We start from the raw sequence: 17369 nt of genomic DNA, 5'->3' as shown, positions 1-17369 counted from the left end.
TAAAATATTCTGGTTCAATTTCCATTTTTCCGAATAAATCTAATTTTAACTTCAATTTGTAACTTTTATGCTACAATAAATAAAAGCCACCTGCAAATGTTGACCAAATTCTTTTGTTGATAGATCTACTCTTTTAACAAGATTAAGATAAACAGACAGTTATGCAGATAAGATTAAACACGACTAAAATCCTAGACAAGGGATGATATAACACTCGAAGGAAAAGTTAGGACAGATTAAAAGCTTAAAACTCAGATAACTCAATATTTTTTTTCTTCTTCCTTCTTTCTTCTTCCTTCTTCCTTCTGCTATACAAAGAAATAAGTCTAAAATTTCTGAATATACTAACAGAAAAATCTAAAATCTAATGGTTGAAGCCAAATCCTATAAAGACACCGTAAACTTGCCCCAAACCAAATTTAATATGAGGGCAAACTCAGTCACTCGCGAACCAGAACTACAAAAGTTTTGGGCAGAATCACAAATCTACGAACGTCTCTCAGAGACCAACCCAGGGGAAATATTTACCCTACATGATGGCCCGCCTTATGCTAATGGCGACCTACACATTGGCCATGCTATGAATAAAATTCTTAAAGATATTATTAACCGCTATCAAATTCTTCAAGGACGAAAAGTGCGTTATGTTCCTGGTTGGGACTGCCACGGTTTACCTATTGAATTAAAAGTTATTCAAAATCTTAAATCAGCAGAAAGGGGAAAACTCACACCTATAGAATTACGTCAAAAAGCTAGAGACTTTGCTCTGGAAACTGTAGATAAACAACGGGAGTCATTCAAACGTTATGGAGTTTGGGGAGACTGGGAAGATCCATACATGACTCTGACTCCAGAATATGAAGCTGCTCAAATTGGGGTATTTGGCAAAATGGTTTTGAAAGGCTACATTTATCGTGGTCTTAAACCTGTGCATTGGAGTCCGAGTTCTAGGACTGCTCTTGCAGAAGCTGAACTGGAATATCCTGAAGGTCACACATCTCAGAGTATCTATGCTGCTTTTAAAATTACGAAACTAGCAAAAGCGGTTCAAAAATCTCTCAAACCTTATCTGGAAAAACTCTGGGTTGCTATCTGGACGACAACTCCTTGGACTATTCCTGGTAATTTGGCAGTCAGTGTTAACCCAGACCTCGACTATGCTGTGGTTAAACCGGATGCTGACTATGCAATGGGAGAAGACAAATTATTTATCGTTGCAGCAGAAGCAGTGGAACGTTTGTCGGCAACTTTGGGTACAACTTTAACACCTGTAGCGACAGTCAAAGGTCAAGACTTGGAAAATTGTGCTTACCAACATCCGCTATTTGACCGGGAAAGTAATATTGTTATTGGTGGCGACTACGTTACTACTGACTCAGGTACGGGTTTAGTTCACACTGCTCCCGGTCACGGTCAGGAAGACTATATTGTAGGGCAACGTTATAGTTTACCAATTTTGTCTCCTGTGGATGGCAATGGGAAATTTACTGCTGAAGCGGGAGAGTTTGCAGGGTTGAATGTATTAAAAGAGGGAAATGTTGCCATCATTGAAGCACTGCAAAATGCTAATTCTCTGCTGAAAGAGGAACCCTACGAACATAAATATCCCTATGACTGGCGAACTAAAAAACCAACTATTTTCCGAGCAACGGAACAATGGTTTGCTTCTGTAGAGGGTTTCCGCAATGAAGCTTTGAAAGCGATCGCTGATGTGCAGTGGATACCTGCTCAAGGAGAAAACCGTATTACTCCTATGGTGAGCGATCGCTCTGACTGGTGTATTTCTCGACAAAGAAGTTGGGGGGTTCCTATTCCGGTATTTTATGAGGAAAAGACTGGGGAACCTTTGTTGACTGAGGAGACTATTGCTCATGTGCAAAAAATTGTTGCGGAAAAAGGTTCTGATGCTTGGTGGGAAATGTCGGTGGAGGAGCTTTTACCAGAAAAATATCGCCCAGATGCTGAAAAATACCAGAAAGGTACGGATACGATGGATGTCTGGTTTGACTCTGGTTCATCTTGGGCGGCAGTTGCTCAACAAAGGGATGGGTTAAAGTATCCAGTTGATATCTATTTGGAAGGTTCTGACCAACATCGCGGTTGGTTTCAGTCAAGTTTGCTGACCAGTATTGCTACGAATGGTGTTGCACCATATAAAACTGTTTTGACTCATGGTTTTGTGCTTGACGAAAATGGTCGCAAGATGAGTAAGTCTCTGGGGAATGTGGTAGACCCGTCAATAGTTATCGAAGGCGGCAACAATAAAAAACAAGAACCTCCTTATGGTGCAGATATTTTGCGTTTGTGGGTTTCCTCTGTTGACTATTCTTCCGATGTACCCCTGGGTAAAAATATTCTCAAGCAAATAGCAGATATTTATCGCAAAATTAGAAACACTGCGCGATTTTTATTGGGGAATATCCATGATTTCGATCCGGCAAAAGATGCTGTTGCTTATGAGGAAATGCCAGAGTTAGACCGTTATATGTTGCACCGGATGACAGAGGTATTTGCCGAAGTAAAGGATGGTTTTGAGAAGTTTCAGTATTTCCGCTTTTTCCAAACAATTCAAAATTTCTGTGTGGTTGACTTATCTAATTTTTATTTGGATATTGCTAAAGACAGACTTTATATCAGCGCCACTGATGCTTACAGACGGCGTAGTTGTCAGACTGTTTTAGCTGTAGCTGTAGAAAATTTAGCAAAAGCGATCGCTCCAGTTTTACCTCACATGGCAGAAGATATTTGGCAAAATATTCCTTATCCAACTCCCTACAAGTCTGTATTTGAGTCTGGGTGGGTGAAAATGGAGGAACAATGGCATAACCCAGAGTTGGCTAAGTTATGGGAAGAGTTACGAAAAACTCGTACTGAAGTCAATAAAGTTTTGGAAAAAGCACGGGCAGAAAAAGCTATTGGTGCGCCTCTAGAAGCAAAGGTATTGTTGTATGTAAAAGATGCGGAATTACGGGAGCAAATACAAACTTTTAATCCTATTGCTAAAGCAGAAAAAAGTCAGTCAGAGTTTCTGGAAGCCAAAATAGAAACTGAACCCGAAAAAACAGAAAATAAAACTCCTAAGAACCAAGCAAAATCTCCTGCTAATTTTACTCAAAGCCAGAACTTTTTATCAGGATTTGTCGATATTTTGAGTAAAGTATTTAGTGGGTATCAAAAAGTTTTAGGAGCAGTATTTTTTATCGCGATATTACTGTTATTAATCCGAGTAACATTAACAGTATTAACAACAATTCACCAACTGCCTTTAGTAAATTACATCATGGAATTAGTAGGAATTATCTGGACAATTCGCTTTGTGACTGGAGACCTATTATTTGCTAAAAATCGGCAAAAGTTGTCTGAAAAAATTAAATCGACCACAGAAGATATATTTGGCAAAGATGTTTTATTACCACCAAAACGAAAAAAATCAACAGATAATACAGTTAAACAGTCCGCAATTTTAGTCTCGCCAGAAGGGGCTTATGTTACTACTAAAAAAGTGGATTTGACACCTGTTCTACAAGTAGTAGAAACAGAAACTTTACCTCAAAAACCTCATAATATGAAAGCAAAAATAGCTGGTAATGGAGTTGATGAGTTACGTTATCTGTTTATTACTTCTCAGGTAGAATTATTAGAGTCTCCAGAAGCTTTAAGTAACCTTGAATATAAATCTATTTCAGACTCTTTAGGAGTAGGAGTAGTCAAAGCTGATGGTGAGAAATGCGACCGCTGTTGGAATTATTCTACTCATGTCGGTGTTTCTTCAGAAGACCCCACTATTTGTGAACGTTGTGTTGCTGCTTTAGCAGGGGAATTTTAACAAAAAGCAATCAGCAGTCAGCTATCAGCTATCAGCTATTAGTAAGGTGCGTTAATGAAATGTAACGCACCGTCTATACTAAATAGGGTTTGCTGAAAAAGTCTTTTTTAAGGAGTAGGGGAGTAGGGGAGTAGGGGAGAATTTTTTTGCCCAACTATGCGCTAAAAATGCTAACTTTTTGAGCATGAAGAGCTGAAAACCATGTACTTTTTCAATACTTAAAAAGGCTAAAACTTTTATATGGTAATTATTTGAGTTTTAATCAGCAAACCCTAAATAAAATCCTATAATTTAAACAACAGCAAAATCAGTTAACTTACGATTTTCAGGATCGTGGAAAGCTAAAACAATATCTTCTTTCGGTACATTTTCCTTTAATAACTCATTAGCAATTCCTTCCTCCGTCCAATCTTCCTCAATATAAATCTTCTCATTTTTAATCCGAATATAAACAGTAATTGCTTGAATTCGTCTATCATTTTTCCAGCCAATATTAAACCAAAGATATTGACTTCTTTCGTCATCAAACATTAATACCTCATCTATATCAGGATCGGGAACTTGTGCTGATATTCTTTGATAATTAGTTAGGATTTGTTTGATGATATTTTGATAATGAATTAGTTTATCCATTTAATAATTTCCTCTTTTTTAATGTCAATTACTATAGGAATTGATAACGTTACTATATATATGACAAAACAAATCCTTTAAACAACAGCAAAATCAGTTAACTTACGAGTTTCAAGATCGTGGAAAGCTAAAACAATATCTTCTTTCGGTACATTTTCCCTTAATAACTCATTAGCAATACCTTCTTCCGTCCAATCTTCCTCAATATAAATCTTCTCATTTTTAATCCGAATATGAACTTGAATATTTCTGATTTTTTTCTTTCCTTCCCAACCCATAAACAGCCAAAAATATTGATCGTGTATCTCGTCAAAAACAAGACAACTTTCTCGGTCTAAATTGCTTGAACCTAAAACCCATTCGTGATATTCAGTTAATATCTTTTTAATATAATTACGATATTTTTCTAATTTATCCATTTGGTGATTTCCTCCCGATCAATATCAACAATAATCAAAAGTAATTGATTGATTTTAGTAATATCTTGAATTGAATCTCTTTGAAAAAAGTTTTCGTAAACACTGTCTTTAATTGCTAGGTAAATTTGATACTCTGGTTGAGTAAGATTGATTAAATTTCGATATAAAATATATTGTCCTAAAGCCATTTCAAAATCTCTCATGGGCGAGGGACTTAAAAAGCTTTTAATTTCGACAACAATTTTATCTCCTTTTTTTTCAGCAGCAATAGGTTTTTCTACTGCTAAATCAGCAAATAATTCAGCATCTTTGTATTTAATTACATAAGGGTCTGCTAAAATTATCCAACCATCTCTAATTAAAGCATTTTTGACAGCTTGATGATAAGTATCTTTTGCTGGCATTATTTCCTTCCTGCTTATTTTTCAGACTATATCATAATTAGGGTTTGCTGAAAAATGGGATAAGCGGTGCGTGAAAACGGATTGTTTAATACCTTTCCTAATCTAAATTTTAGCACTCAAGACACACCCTACAATTTTTAACTTCCTCCTTCCTTCTTCCTTCCTCCTTCTTCCTTCTTCCTTCAATTGCCAATTAAAATCAAAGGCGACCAATAAAACGGCCTTTCATCCTTATAACTTAACTTTGCCTGACGTAATGCTTCCACCTTGGTCATTCCTTGTTGCAAATTCTGATAAAATTTTACCATAATATCCTTTGTCATCTCATCCTCCGCATTCCATAAACTGGCAATCACAGCATCCGCACCCGCACGCTCAAATAAATAGGCAACTCCCGCTATTTCTTCACCATTGGAGTCTGCTTTCATGGCAGTTTGGCAAGCACTCAAAACGATTAAATCAGTATTTTCTAATCCTAAAAGTGCAGCATCTCTGATATTAAAAGTTTTTCCATTGGCAAACAAAATAGTATTTGCTTCTAAACCGATACCAGGGCAACCATCCTTTTGAAAGCAACCGTGGGTAGCGAGATGCACTAAAGGAAAACCAAGGGATTCGTTTTTGAAACGAGGGAGGGTTGCTTCTTCTCGAATGTAATGTTTGTTTGGTAACTGTTCCGCGATAATTTTGGCTTCATCCTCTGCACCAGCGAGGTCTTTTTTTGTGGGTTGGGGATTGCCAAATGCTAATACTTTCATAGATTGAGTCTTTTTTTCCTGCTGTTTGATGCGGGAAGAGATGCGGGTGAGGTAGTGGATGGGATATTTTTCAATTAAATATTCGTTAGCTTGATTATCGTATAGGGTTTCAAAGGGAATATAACGCAATTTCTCGGTGGCAATGATGGCAACTTGTTTGGGGGAGTAAGCTGCTATTTCTGCTTCCATCGGGCGAATGAGATAGTCATAGAGTTTTTCTTGGTTAGCGGCGAAGTCATCTGCGTTGGGGTTTTCTAGTTGGGCCCGATATTCGGTGAGAATGCTATCAAATTCTTTGGTATCTATGGGAATTTTTTTAACTAAGACGGGTTTGTCTCTGGTGACAAGGAATATGGCGATGCTATTGGGAACATTTCTAATACCAGTTAAAAGAGCAGGTTGAATAACAACAGTATCCGGTGCAATATTAGCTTTGAGTTTGTCGATGTCTTTTGGTTTGAATTCAAAAAGCTCGGCAACTTCTGGGTATTCCTTGCTGATTTTTTCGGCAAGTTGGCTGTTTTTTGCTTGTAACTGGTTAATTTGTTGGGAAAGTTGGAGACTCCATTCATCTTCTATTTTGCTGTAGAGAAATTGTAATTGTTGATTGTTTTCTTGCCATTGGTTAATCTGTGTTTGAGCTTCTGAGTTTTTTACTTTGGCATTAATAAGGCGAGTGTAGTCAGCGATGTCGAAAGTTGTAGCTAGGTTATACCATTGCCAGGCAGCGTCAGGTTTGTTTTGGTCAATAAGGAGATCGATAAGAGCGATCGCTCCGCTATCCTTATCTCCTAAAAAAGCCTTGCGGTTTTCTTTTTTTAACCCCGCACGCATTTCTAGGGTGATTTTTACTGACTGCCTCAAGTAGTCTATGGCTTTTTCTGCTTGGTTGCTATCTCGGTAAACTATACCAAGACTACTGAGAGTAGTAGCAAAGCCTGAGCGATATTCCACTTCTTGCAAGATGGGTAATGCTTGCTGGAAGTATTCTAGTGCCTTTTGGGGTTGACCTGCAATGCGGTAAGCTACACCAAGATTATTGATAGTAGTAGCTTCTCCAGAGCGGTTGCCCACTTCTTGCATGATGGGTAATGCTTGCTGGTAGTATTCTAATGCTTTTTGCGGTTGACCTATAGCGTAGTAAACCCCACCAAGATTATTAAGAGCAATGGCTTCTCCAAAGCGATCACCCACTTCTTGCGTGATGGGTAAAACTTGCTGGAAATATTCTAATGCTTTTTGCGGTTGACCTGCAATGCGGTAAGCCTCACCAATATTATTGAGAGTAATAGTTTCTCCAGGGCGGTTGCCCACTTCTTGCATGATGGGTAAAACTTGCTGGTAGTATTCTAATGCTTTTTGCGGTTGACCCATATCGTAGTAAACTAAACCAATATTACTGAGAACAATAGCTGCTTCAGAGCGGTTGCCCACTTCTTGCATGATGGGTAAAGCTTGCTGGTAGTATTCTAATGCCTTTTGGGGTTGACCTATACTACGGTAAACTCCACCAATATTACCGAGAGTAGTAGCTTCTTTTGAGCGATCGCCTACTTCTTGCGTGATGAGTAAAGCTTGCTGGAAGTATTCTAATGCCTTTTCGGGTTGACTTGTGCTGTAAACTTCACCAATACCAATGAAAGTAGAAGCTTCTCCAGAGCGATAGCCCACTTCCTGCATGATGGGTAAAGCTTGCTGCAAGTACTCTAATGCCTTTTGGGGTTGACGTATTGTGCTGTAAACTAGACCAATATTATGAAGAGTAGTAGCTTCTCCAGAGCGATTACCCACTTCTTGATCAATAGGTAAAGCTTGCTGGTAGTATTTTAATGCCTTTTGGGGTTGACCTATACTACGGTAAAGTACACCAATATTATTGAGAGTAGTAGCTTCTTTTGAGCCATCACCCACTTCTTGATCAATAGGTAAAGCTTGCTGGTAGTATTTTAATGCCTTTTGGAGTTGACCTATACTACGGTAAACTTCGCCAATGTTACTGAGAGTAGTGGCTTCTTTTGAGCGATCACCCACTTCCTGCATGATGGGTAAAGCTTGCTGGTAATATTCCAATGCTTTTTGGGGTTGACCTATATCGCTGTAAACTTTGCCAATATGAAGGAGAGTAGCAGCTTCTTGTGAGCGATCGCCCACTTCCTGTATGATGGGTAAGGCTTGCTGGTAATATTCCAATGCCTTTTGGGGTTGACCTATATCGCTGTAAACCAGGCCAATGACATTGAGAGTAGCAGCTTCTTGTGAGCGATCATTCACTTCCCGCAAGATGGGTAAAGCTTGCTGGTAATATTCCAATGCCTTTTGGGGTTCATCTATATTGCTGTAAGCTAGACCAATATCATTAAGAGTAGTAGCTTCTTTTGAGCGATCGCCCACTTCCTGTATGATGGGTAAAGCTTGCTGCAAGTACTCTAATGCCTTTTGGGGTTGACTACTGTAGTAAACTTCACCAATATTATTAAGGGTAGTAGCTTCTCCAGGGCGATCGCCCACTTCCTGCAAGATGGGTAAAGCTTGCTGGTAATATTCCAATGCCTTTTGGGGTTCATCTATATTGCTGTAAACTAGACCAATATTATTAAGGGTAGTAGCTTCTCCAGGGCGATCGCCTACTTCCCGAAAAATTATCAAAGCTTGGTCATAGAAGTTTAATGCTTCTTGCCGTTTGCCTATACGATCATAGTTGAAACCAAGACCAAGGTTTGCTACTGCCTCCATTTGTCGGTATTTAATTTTTCTGGCAATAGCTAAAGCTTGTTGAAACGTTTCTATAGCCTCCTGAGATTGGTATTGCCTTGTTTGTTGCCGTGCTGTTTTTATTAGTTGCTCTAACTTTTCTGCCTGAGAATTAGAAGTTTGGGCGTAACTCCGTTGTGGTAATAGTGGCAGTATTAGGGGAGTTGTAGTCAGGGTTGTTATTCCTATTAGAGAGGTAATAATAATTCGTTTCATTGTCTTATTTTCCTCAAATGAATAATCAAATATGTATATCTTACGCCAAACAAAACGGCGTGTCATTGCGAGCGAAAGCGTTTGCGGAGCATTCCGTCAGGAAAGGAATCTCGTTATTTGACTTTTGGGCAGAAGATTGCCACGGGGGCGTAACTATTAAACACAAAACTTAACTGTTAACCCTCCCCCTCGCAATGACACCCGCCGACCTTCTAATGTCATTGCGAGGCGGTTGGTAAACTCCTCATGTTGTTCACAAAAGCGTTAAGTTAGCCGAAGCAATCTCGTTATTTAACTTCTGGGCAGAAGATTGCCACGGGGGCGTAACTATAACATTGATTAACTATATTCCCCAGCAATTTTCAAAACTTGGTCGTACAGAGATTCTGCTACCCAGAAACCAGCTTGATGAATGAGCTGATCTAGCAAAGGTTTGACTTCAGGAATCAGTTTTTGGCTTTTTGCCTCAATTAAAATCCCCAAAACCCCTGTATACGGTAAATTTAATCTCTCTGCTACCGCCCTACCTTTACGCTCGTCCAGCAAAAGTTGATCTGCTGACATTTCTACCGCTAAAGCGATCGCCTCAAGTTCACCAGGGTCAAGTTCTGTTTCCAAAAGTTCTACTATAGCTTGGTTAGTAACTGAGCGAATTGAAATCCAAATATATGTTTGAACTTCAGTTGCACCAGGGACCGGAAAAGTTGTTTCTGTCAATTCTTTGTAAACTGCTGTAGGAATAATCACATTACCGTATAGTTGGTGCAACAAATTCAGTTGGTTAATAGAGGCTAAGTTATTGATAGCTGAAGTATCGCTAACAACAATCATAATCTGCCCATTTTTTGTAAGTTTTCAATGTCTTTTTCCAAGTCTTTTACGTCATAATGAACCGGAATTTGACGACTAGCTAATAAATGCTGAAAAGCAATTCTATTCATGTCAGCAAACCGACTAGCTTGACCTAAAGTTAGTTTTTCTTTTTGGAAAAGCATAACAGCTATTTCCAGTTTCATCTCAGATTCTGTCATTCTAGTCGTACACAAAATTTGATCAGAAATAATAATGCTCATGTTCAACAATTAATAATTAACAATTAATAATTATATCAATTCCGGAACCCAACCTACTAAATACTCAATATACTAAATGCTACTCTGTTCTTGAGTGAGAAGTAGCAGTAATAATTAAAATTTGTTGCTCCAGTTCAAACTCCATTTCACTGACAATATAACGACTCTTACCAGGACACTTCATATCTCTAGGTAGACCTTTTGCCTCATCTACTCCAACCACAGCTTCAGGTTTAATAACTGCAATACCTTTCTCTGCATCCTCCCATTCTAAACTATCCATTCGCACCTGAAAACGTCGGGGTGGACCTTTCATCTCTACTTCATCCCCACGAAAACTGATAGGCTTATCAGACTCTGGCCACCAAATGTCTCCCTTAAACTTAATCCTAACAATATTGGCGATCGCTTCTGGAACAATCCGATCTTTTTTAATAGTAATATCTTGAGAATTAATATCTATTACCGTACCCGATCTACTATCACCATCTTTTAGTACCACCCTCGCATTAGTAGGGAAGGAAAAAGGAATAGGTTGTACCGTTGATTTACATTCAGTTTTTACAATAAGTTTAGGGTTAGCGATAGTCTGTCTGATATCTCCTACCACTACTGTCAGACAAGCAACTAGAAAAATTATTATAATTTTAGTTATCTTCATAGTTATACCGGATATAAATATTAGTTACTACTAATATGTTTAACCACTGTGTTAGTGAAATTTTCCGGAGATAGCCTTTAGGAAGTCAGAAGTCAGAAGTCAGAAGTTGTTTTTGTAACGAGGATTTGAGCAAGCCTTCAAAAACATTTTGCCATTTCCCGGCGGGGTTGCGCGACCCAACTATTTTGATAAGCACTCTTTGTAGAGTGCCTTAGTTAAGGATGGCAGAAATAAAAGTTAAAAATTGTTAGTATAAAATCATAAAAAATCAGAATTTATAGAAAATGTTTGGTAAAATAGCTAGTTTATTAAGTGTATTAGGAGTCGGTTTATATTTCACAGGTTGGATTTATCGTTGGGCTTATTTCAGTTATTTTCAACTAGAAGTAACCACCCTAGATTTACCCTTTGAATCATTTTTAATTGTGCCAATACAGGTATTTTTCGGCAACATATCTAGCGGAGATATTTCTACTATCTTGCGCACTATTAAGATAGCGATCGCCACTTTTCTCATCATCATAATTAGTTTCAAAATAATTCAATTTTTCACTCAAGAATTGGCAAATATTATTAATCAAATAATTTCTTGGTTGTTACGAAAAACATTGAAAACCAAACACCATAGAATTAATCGTACCCTCCTTTCATTTCCCAATTTTCAACCAGTTAACGATCAAAAATATGACAAAATTTTAATTAATGAAATTGTCATAGTCACCTGGTTATTAACAGCCTTATTTCTCCTCGGTCAAAATCAGGGAAAAGTTGATGCTATTCGAGACTCGCGCAACGAAACATCATCTCTTCCAGTAGTGACTTTAATAACACCAGAAAATAAACTACCATTAGGCAGAAAAATTGACGATACTGGAGACGATCCTAAAGTTGGCAGTTTTCGTGTTATCGGAGATTTAGAATTATATGAAAAGTTACTACTACAAGATTACAATGACAAAACCAAGCCTCAAGCTCGCCAAATTATCTGGCGACTGCTGATCGATAGAGACGGTCAATATTATATATTCCCCTCTTTGCCAAAAAATGCTCCACCAAATGCTCATCCTCCAGTTGTCGTTATTCAGCAGAGCGATCGCGGGGAATATGTTGTTATTCTCAGTCCCGAAGCGGCACCCTAAGTGTGGGGAGTGGGGGAGTAGGGGAGTGGGGATAACCCACCCCTAACCCCTCCCAGGAGGGGAATGTGGAGGATATATAGCAATGTGCGCTGGCATATTTACAAATTACAAAAACTGTCCAATAGCTAAAAGTCTTATATTATCAGTTTTTTATTCCCCTCCTGGGAGGGGGAGGGGCGAGGGGTGGGTTCCCTGTTCCCTGTTCCCTATTCCCTATTCCCTGCTATTCAACCGCCTTTCAATAGCATTGTTAAAACGATCGCTCATTTCCCCCATCTCTAAATTAATCAAAGAAACTCCCTCATCAACTAAAATTTGCAAACCACTTGCAGCATTACCCACCAGACCAACTTTTTGCCAAAAATTAGTCAAATTTTCCTGGAGATATGACTCCCAAATTTCCTGATTTTCTTGCGCAATAGAAACCAAAATTCGGCAACCACCCTCTCCAAACAAAAACTCATCCCACCGAAAATCTGACTTTTCAGCTAATTCTAAATTAACCTCAGCTCCCAACTTCCCACTAATACAACACTCCGCCAGAGCGATCGCTAAACCACCCTCAGCACAGTCATGGGCAGAATTTACCCAACCTTGACGGATACCATAACGACAAACTCCCTGTACCCGACGCTCCAAATCAAAATCTACCTCACTGGGTTTCCCAGCAACCACACCATAAACAGTTGCCAAATATTCCGAAGCAGCTAAAGAAGCAACTCCTAAATTTCCAATTAAATAGATAATATCTCCCTCAACTTGCCAACCTTGCCCACAAATATTAGTCAAGTCGGGAATTAAACCCACCATTCCCACAACTGGAGTCGGATATATCCCCTGGGGATTACCCTCACTATCCAAAGTTTCATTATACAAAGACACATTCCCACCAGTAACAGGAGTTCCCAACTCCCGACAACCTTCAGCAATACCGCGACAACTCTCCGAAAGTTGCCAATATCCCACAGGTTTTTCCGGACTACCAAAATTGAGATTATCCGTAACTGCCACAGGTTCAGCACCCACACAACTGAGATTCCGAGCAGCTTCCGCCACTACTGCCTTTGCTCCCATATATGGGTCTAGATAAACTAAACGAGAATTGCAGTCTACCGTCGCAGCAACACCAGAATTTGATGGTGGGTTGTCCGTGGAAATTTGCGGACGTAACCGAATGATAGCAGCATCACTCCCACCAGGAAGCATAACAGTATTATTCTGCACTTGATGGTCATATTGCTGATATACCCAATGTTTAGAAGCAATAGTTGGAGTATCTAATAAAGTCAGAAGAATATCATTCCAAGTTTGCCAATTTCCTTGCACTTCAATACCTGCTTCCGTACATGATGGCAAAGATGCTGAATTCCATGACCAAGCTTTTTTAGCATATTCCGGTGCATCAGTCAACAACTCCCGCTGATAAATAGGAGTATTATCTGCCAAAGCAGTAGCAGGTATTTCCGCTGCTATTTTCCCCTCAAATAAAATTCGTACAATAGGTTCCTCAATAACTGTACCCGCAACCACAGCATGAAGTCCCCAACGCTGGAAAATATCAATTAATTCTTGTTCGCGACCTTTCTCAGCAACAAATAACATCCGTTCTTGAGATTCTGAGAGCAAATATTCATAAGGAACCATCCCAGTTTCTCGCACTGGCACTTTGTCAAGGTCAAATTCAATACCCACTCCACCATTAGCTGCCATTTCTGAAGTAGAACAGGTAATGCCAGCAGCACCCATATCTTGAGCTGCCACTACTGCCCCTGTTTTGAATGCTTCTAGACAAGCTTCAACTAGACATTTTTCCAAGAATGGGTCGCCTACTTGTACAGCAGGGCGATCGTCAATTGATTTATCGCTGAGTTCGGCACTAGCAAAACTTGCTCCACCCATACCATCTCTACCCGTGGTGGAACCGACATATAAGACTGGGTTGCCAATACCGGATGCACCAGATTTAACAATTTCAGGAGTTTCCATTAAACCCAATGCCATGACATTGACTAAGGGGTTGCCCGTATAAGCAGGGTCAAAGTAGATTTCTCCACCAACTGTAGGTACTCCGAAACAGTTTCCGTAGTGAGAAATGCCGGAAATTACTCCGGTAAAAATGCGTCTAGTTTTAGCATCTTCTAGGGAACCGAAACGTAGGGAGTTAAGTACAGCGATCGGGCGCGCACCCATTGTGAATATGTCTCGGAGGATACCGCCGACTCCTGTTGCTGCCCCTTGAAATGGTTCGACGGCGGATGGGTGGTTGTGGGATTCTATTTTGAAGGCGAGTTGGAGTCCATTGTCTAGGTCTACGACTCCGGCGTTTTCTCCAGGTCCGACGAGAATGCGTTTACCTGTGGTGGGAAATTGTTTGAGGAGAGGGCGGGAGTTTTTGTAGCAACAGTGTTCCGACCACATGACACCGAACATTCCCAGTTCTGCTTTATTGGGATGGCGATCGAGGCGGTTGAGAATTTCTTGATATTCTTCTGGTTTGATGCCTTCAGATGCTATTTCTTCTGGGGAAAAGGGAGTTTGTGACATAATTTATAATGGGAAAGTTGACTAACTTTTTTTTGGTAGTCTTATTATCTCATTAATAGTAGGGAATAGGGAACAGGGAACAGGAAATAGTTGGAAAAACGTTTCCTAGTCTAAGATTCATCATTCCCATAAGTCAAACACCAATTCTTTCTTATATCATGTCCGGTAGCATCGGTATTGTATAGTGAAGTAAGGAAGAAGGAAGAAGGAAGAAGGAAGAGGGAAGAGGGAAGAAGGCTTAAAAGCTGAAAAAACGTAAATTTCCTGTAGATATTCACCCTTAGTTTTAGACAAACAATACCAGCGGACATTATATTAGCTATATAATTTTATGTCTCTTTTTGCTAAAGGATAAAAAAGAAAACCTAATTTACCTAACTTTTTTATTAAATCTCGATCAGAAAACCCTGCTAATATTCCCAATATTCCAAACATGATATTAAAGTTAATTAGGACTACTCCGTACTCCCTACTCCCTACTCCCTACTCCCTACTCCCTACTCCCTACTCCCTACTCCCTAACTAAAAAATTACGTCCTCATAAATTAAGGAGAGCAAACAGTGAAAATCAACAGTGGTAAAGTAAACCTCTTGGTCTGTTTGATTGGTAGTGGGTTCTTCGGTTGAGTAATTCGTAAGTTCCCATTTTCCTTTTTCATTAAGTCGGTAAATATCCACATTCATAGTTTCTGCTTCAATCAGAACATATTCTTTTAAAGTATCAATTCGACGATAATTCCTAAATTTTCTGCCTTGGTCGAAATGTGCTGTACCGGGAGACAATACCTCTATAATCAAACAAGGATAATCAACTATTTGCCTAGCAGTTAGATCGCGATCGTCACAAGTGACCATGACATCAGGATAATAAAAAGGACCTTTTTCGGAAATGCCTACTTTGGCATCTGCCATGAAAACTTTACACCCCTTACCCCGGAGGTGATTTTTCAGTGCAGAAGCTAAGTTTAATGCAATTGAGTTATGTCCAAGACTTCCCCCAGTCATGGCATAGACTTTTCCATTAACATATTCGTATTTGATGGGTTGTTGCTCCTCCCATTCGAGATATTCTTGGGAGGTCATCGGTTGGTTTTGTGGTTGGGCAATCATTAGTTCGATATCCTATTTGGGAAATTTCAGTGAGAATGATAGAAGGCGATCGCTAAACTTGCTTGACTCATCATACTGACAAATATATCGCCGTATCCTAATAATATAAAAATTTGGCGTTGGTGAATCAACATAAGAATTAAGATATTTGGACTAACCGTAATCAACATCAGAATTATGAATACCCCTTTCATTACTTGCTCCCGAACAAACCGTAAACGAAATAATCTGTAGGGAGGTAATTATTAATTATTAATTATTAATTGTTGAATCGCCGTTTAGCTAAAATATCAGTAACGCGGATGCAGCTAAATTTACTTATATTTAATCCTATTGGAGAGGAGATTGTAACATGGACATAGAGGAATATCGAAAACTAATTAAGTCCATTGTCGAAAAACATTCTGAGGGTGATAATGACAACGGAGAAATAGAAACTCAAATTGCTTTTGACCTAGAACGCGATCGCTATTTGATGTTTCACATTGGATGGTGTGGAGAAAGACGAGTGTTTGGATGTGTTATTCATGTTGAGATTAGGTCAGGGAAAATTTGGATTCAACGAGATGGAACAGAAGCAGGAATAGCTAATGAGTTAATTGCAGCAGGAGTGCCTAAGTCTGATTGAGTATCGCTATAGTAAAGGTACTGTCAAAACAGTAGCAGGTAACTTATGGAAAATGATATCGGAAGAACTAGACGAAAAAGTTAATAAAACAAACTTCCGCGCTGCAATGGAACGATATTATATTTGCAACTCTAATGTTGGTGATTTTGCACAAAGTAAGTTTTATGAAAGCAGGATTAGTGTATATAGAGAAAGTTGTCACTCTGACGAAACTGCAAAAAACCGATCGCCAACCACCCCCACTAACTCAGACAACATTCAACCAGAAAAACGCCACGACCTGACCGACGCACCAAAACTCCGTAACTTCCACAACCGCACGAACGAACTCGCTACCCTTAAACAATGGATACTCACAGAAAATACTTGCATCGTCACCATAACAGGATTATCTGGTATCGGTAAAACCACCCTCATCAGACAACTTGTTGCAGATATCCAAGATAACTTCGACCGCATCCTCTGGCGAAGTCATCGAAAATTCTCCACACTCAACGCTCTCAAAACTAACTTAATTGAGTTTTTCTCCCCACCCCAACCAAAACAAAATTTATCAATTCTAGATTACTTGCGTTTCCATCGTTGTCTAATCATTCTCGACGACTTCCAAGAAACATTAACTACTGGAGAATTTGTCGGTACTTACATTCCAGAATACAAAAATTACGGTAAGTTCATCAAAGAAATAGCACGTTCTCCTCACAACAGTTGTTTACTCCTTCTCAGTTGGGAAAAACCCATAGAAATAGCTAATTTAGAAACAGAAAACTGTCACTGCCACACTTTACAAATTCAGGGTTTAAGAGAGTCAGCAACAGAATTATTAAAAGGGAAAAAATTCACTGATGAAGATAGATGGTTAGAACTGATTAATCTTTACAGTGGCAACCCTTTATGGTTAAACATTATAGCTTCTACTATCCAAGATATATTCAATGGTAGTGTGGCTCAATTTTTATCTTATTCCTATCTATTTTTAGGAGATTTAAAACCAATATTACACGAACATTATCAGCGCTTATCCGAGTCTGAAAAGTTAGTTATGCAGTGGTTAGCTAATCAGGAAATAGGAGGAAATATTTCTAGTAAACCAGCATATTGTTCTGCAAATAACGATTTTTTAGGAGCAATACAGTCTTTAATAAAACGGGGATTAATCAAAAAAAATGTGAGCAAGGAAGGGTCTATTTTTACTCTTTAACCTGTT

General features: G+C 39.0%; 14 protein-coding genes. 4 read left to right on the top strand and 10 right to left on the bottom strand.

Annotated features, from left to right (window positions below; genetic code table 11):
* The first annotated feature begins 367 nt into the window (after nucleotides 1–367).
* Nucleotides 368–3826 (top strand): isoleucine--tRNA ligase, encoded by a 3459-nt coding sequence (gene ileS / locus F6K15_RS07810; protein WP_293059319.1) that lies wholly within the window; start codon nucleotides 368–370, stop codon nucleotides 3824–3826.
* A gap of 291 nt (nucleotides 3827–4117) precedes the next feature.
* Here ileS and F6K15_RS07805 read toward each other — a convergent pair whose 3' ends face one another.
* The 7 genes from F6K15_RS07805 to F6K15_RS07775 all read right to left on the bottom strand — a co-directional run bounded on the left by F6K15_RS07805 (nucleotide 4118) and on the right by F6K15_RS07775 (nucleotide 10741).
* A complete protein-coding gene (locus F6K15_RS07805; protein ID WP_293059317.1) occupies nucleotides 4118–4459 on the bottom strand; it encodes a XisI protein in 342 nt (113 codons plus the stop codon).
* Between the two features lie 77 nt (nucleotides 4460–4536).
* On the bottom strand, nucleotides 4537–4878 hold the full coding sequence (locus F6K15_RS07800) for a XisI protein (protein ID WP_293059314.1): 342 nt from the start codon (nucleotides 4876–4878) through the stop codon (nucleotides 4537–4539).
* Entirely contained in the window at nucleotides 4866–5282 is a 417-nt protein-coding gene (locus F6K15_RS07795) for a XisH family protein (protein ID WP_293059311.1), read from the bottom strand. Before F6K15_RS07795 ends, F6K15_RS07800 begins: the two co-directional genes overlap by 13 nt.
* Before the next feature lie 182 nt (nucleotides 5283–5464).
* Entirely contained in the window at nucleotides 5465–9007 is a 3543-nt protein-coding gene (locus tag F6K15_RS07790; RefSeq protein ID WP_293059308.1) for a CHAT domain-containing tetratricopeptide repeat protein, read from the bottom strand.
* A 339-nt stretch (nucleotides 9008–9346) separates the two neighbouring features.
* Nucleotides 9347–9838 (bottom strand): DUF3368 domain-containing protein, encoded by a 492-nt coding sequence (locus F6K15_RS07785; protein WP_293059306.1) that lies wholly within the window; start codon nucleotides 9836–9838, stop codon nucleotides 9347–9349.
* Nucleotides 9835–10080, bottom strand: a complete 246-nt coding sequence (locus F6K15_RS07780) for a UPF0175 family protein (RefSeq protein ID WP_293059304.1) — start codon at nucleotides 10078–10080, stop codon at nucleotides 9835–9837. The genes F6K15_RS07785 and F6K15_RS07780 overlap by 4 nt, the downstream gene beginning before the upstream one ends.
* 79 nt (nucleotides 10081–10159) lie before the next feature.
* Entirely contained in the window at nucleotides 10160–10741 is a 582-nt protein-coding gene (locus F6K15_RS07775; protein ID WP_293059301.1) for a hypothetical protein, read from the bottom strand.
* 284 nt (nucleotides 10742–11025) lie between these two features.
* Between F6K15_RS07775 and F6K15_RS07770 the strand changes: the two genes are divergently transcribed.
* Entirely contained in the window at nucleotides 11026–11880 is an 855-nt protein-coding gene (locus F6K15_RS07770) for a hypothetical protein (RefSeq protein ID WP_293059299.1), read from the top strand.
* Nucleotides 11881–12093: 213 nt separating this feature from the next.
* Here F6K15_RS07770 and purL read toward each other — a convergent pair whose 3' ends face one another.
* The 3 genes from purL to F6K15_RS07755 form a co-directional block, all read right to left on the bottom strand.
* A complete protein-coding gene (purL, locus tag F6K15_RS07765) occupies nucleotides 12094–14424 on the bottom strand; it encodes a phosphoribosylformylglycinamidine synthase subunit PurL (RefSeq protein ID WP_293059297.1) in 2331 nt (776 codons plus the stop codon).
* Nucleotides 14425–14946: 522 nt separating this feature from the next.
* A complete protein-coding gene (locus tag F6K15_RS07760) occupies nucleotides 14947–15534 on the bottom strand; it encodes a Uma2 family endonuclease (RefSeq protein WP_293059296.1) in 588 nt (195 codons plus the stop codon).
* Between the two features lie 26 nt (nucleotides 15535–15560).
* Nucleotides 15561–15728 (bottom strand): hypothetical protein, encoded by a 168-nt coding sequence (locus F6K15_RS07755; RefSeq protein WP_293059294.1) that lies wholly within the window; start codon nucleotides 15726–15728, stop codon nucleotides 15561–15563.
* Nucleotides 15729–15886: 158 nt separating this feature from the next.
* Here F6K15_RS07755 and F6K15_RS07750 point away from each other — a divergent pair, with 158 nt between their 5' ends.
* Complete coding sequence (locus F6K15_RS07750) at nucleotides 15887–16162, top strand: XisI protein (RefSeq protein WP_293059291.1); 276 nt, start codon at nucleotides 15887–15889, stop codon at nucleotides 16160–16162.
* Nucleotides 16134–17363 (top strand): NB-ARC domain-containing protein, encoded by a 1230-nt coding sequence (locus tag F6K15_RS07745; RefSeq protein ID WP_293059288.1) that lies wholly within the window; start codon nucleotides 16134–16136, stop codon nucleotides 17361–17363. Before F6K15_RS07750 ends, F6K15_RS07745 begins: the two co-directional genes overlap by 29 nt.
* The last annotated feature ends 6 nt before the right edge of the window (nucleotides 17364–17369 follow it).

The sequence above is a fragment of the Okeania sp. SIO2B3 genome (assembly GCF_010672525.1).
Taxonomy (GTDB): domain Bacteria; phylum Cyanobacteriota; class Cyanobacteriia; order Cyanobacteriales; family Microcoleaceae; genus Okeania.
The sequence above is the reverse complement of the archived record's forward strand: the minus strand, read 5'-3'. Positions and strand labels throughout refer to the sequence as shown.

What these genes read in the sequence shown, in the direction of transcription:
- F6K15_RS07760 (WP_293059296.1), bottom strand. Translation starts at nt 15,534, where the DNA reads ATGATTGCCCAACCACAAAACCAACCGATGACCTCCCAAGAATATCTC.
- F6K15_RS07795 (WP_293059311.1), bottom strand. Translation starts at nt 5,282, where the DNA reads ATGCCAGCAAAAGATACTTATCATCAAGCTGTCAAAAATGCTTTAATT.
- F6K15_RS07780 (WP_293059304.1), bottom strand. Translation starts at nt 10,080, where the DNA reads ATGAGCATTATTATTTCTGATCAAATTTTGTGTACGACTAGAATGACA.
- F6K15_RS07800 (WP_293059314.1), bottom strand. Translation starts at nt 4,878, where the DNA reads ATGGATAAATTAGAAAAATATCGTAATTATATTAAAAAGATATTAACT.
- F6K15_RS07755 (WP_293059294.1), bottom strand. Translation starts at nt 15,728, where the DNA reads ATGAAAGGGGTATTCATAATTCTGATGTTGATTACGGTTAGTCCAAAT.
- F6K15_RS07750 (WP_293059291.1), top strand. Translation starts at nt 15,887, where the DNA reads ATGGACATAGAGGAATATCGAAAACTAATTAAGTCCATTGTCGAAAAA.
- purL (WP_293059297.1), bottom strand. Translation starts at nt 14,424, where the DNA reads ATGTCACAAACTCCCTTTTCCCCAGAAGAAATAGCATCTGAAGGCATC.
- F6K15_RS07775 (WP_293059301.1), bottom strand. Translation starts at nt 10,741, where the DNA reads ATGAAGATAACTAAAATTATAATAATTTTTCTAGTTGCTTGTCTGACA.
- F6K15_RS07785 (WP_293059306.1), bottom strand. Translation starts at nt 9,838, where the DNA reads ATGATTGTTGTTAGCGATACTTCAGCTATCAATAACTTAGCCTCTATT.
- F6K15_RS07805 (WP_293059317.1), bottom strand. Translation starts at nt 4,459, where the DNA reads ATGGATAAACTAATTCATTATCAAAATATCATCAAACAAATCCTAACT.
- F6K15_RS07790 (WP_293059308.1), bottom strand. Translation starts at nt 9,007, where the DNA reads ATGAAACGAATTATTATTACCTCTCTAATAGGAATAACAACCCTGACT.
- F6K15_RS07770 (WP_293059299.1), top strand. Translation starts at nt 11,026, where the DNA reads ATGTTTGGTAAAATAGCTAGTTTATTAAGTGTATTAGGAGTCGGTTTA.
- ileS (WP_293059319.1), top strand. Translation starts at nt 368, where the DNA reads ATGGTTGAAGCCAAATCCTATAAAGACACCGTAAACTTGCCCCAAACC.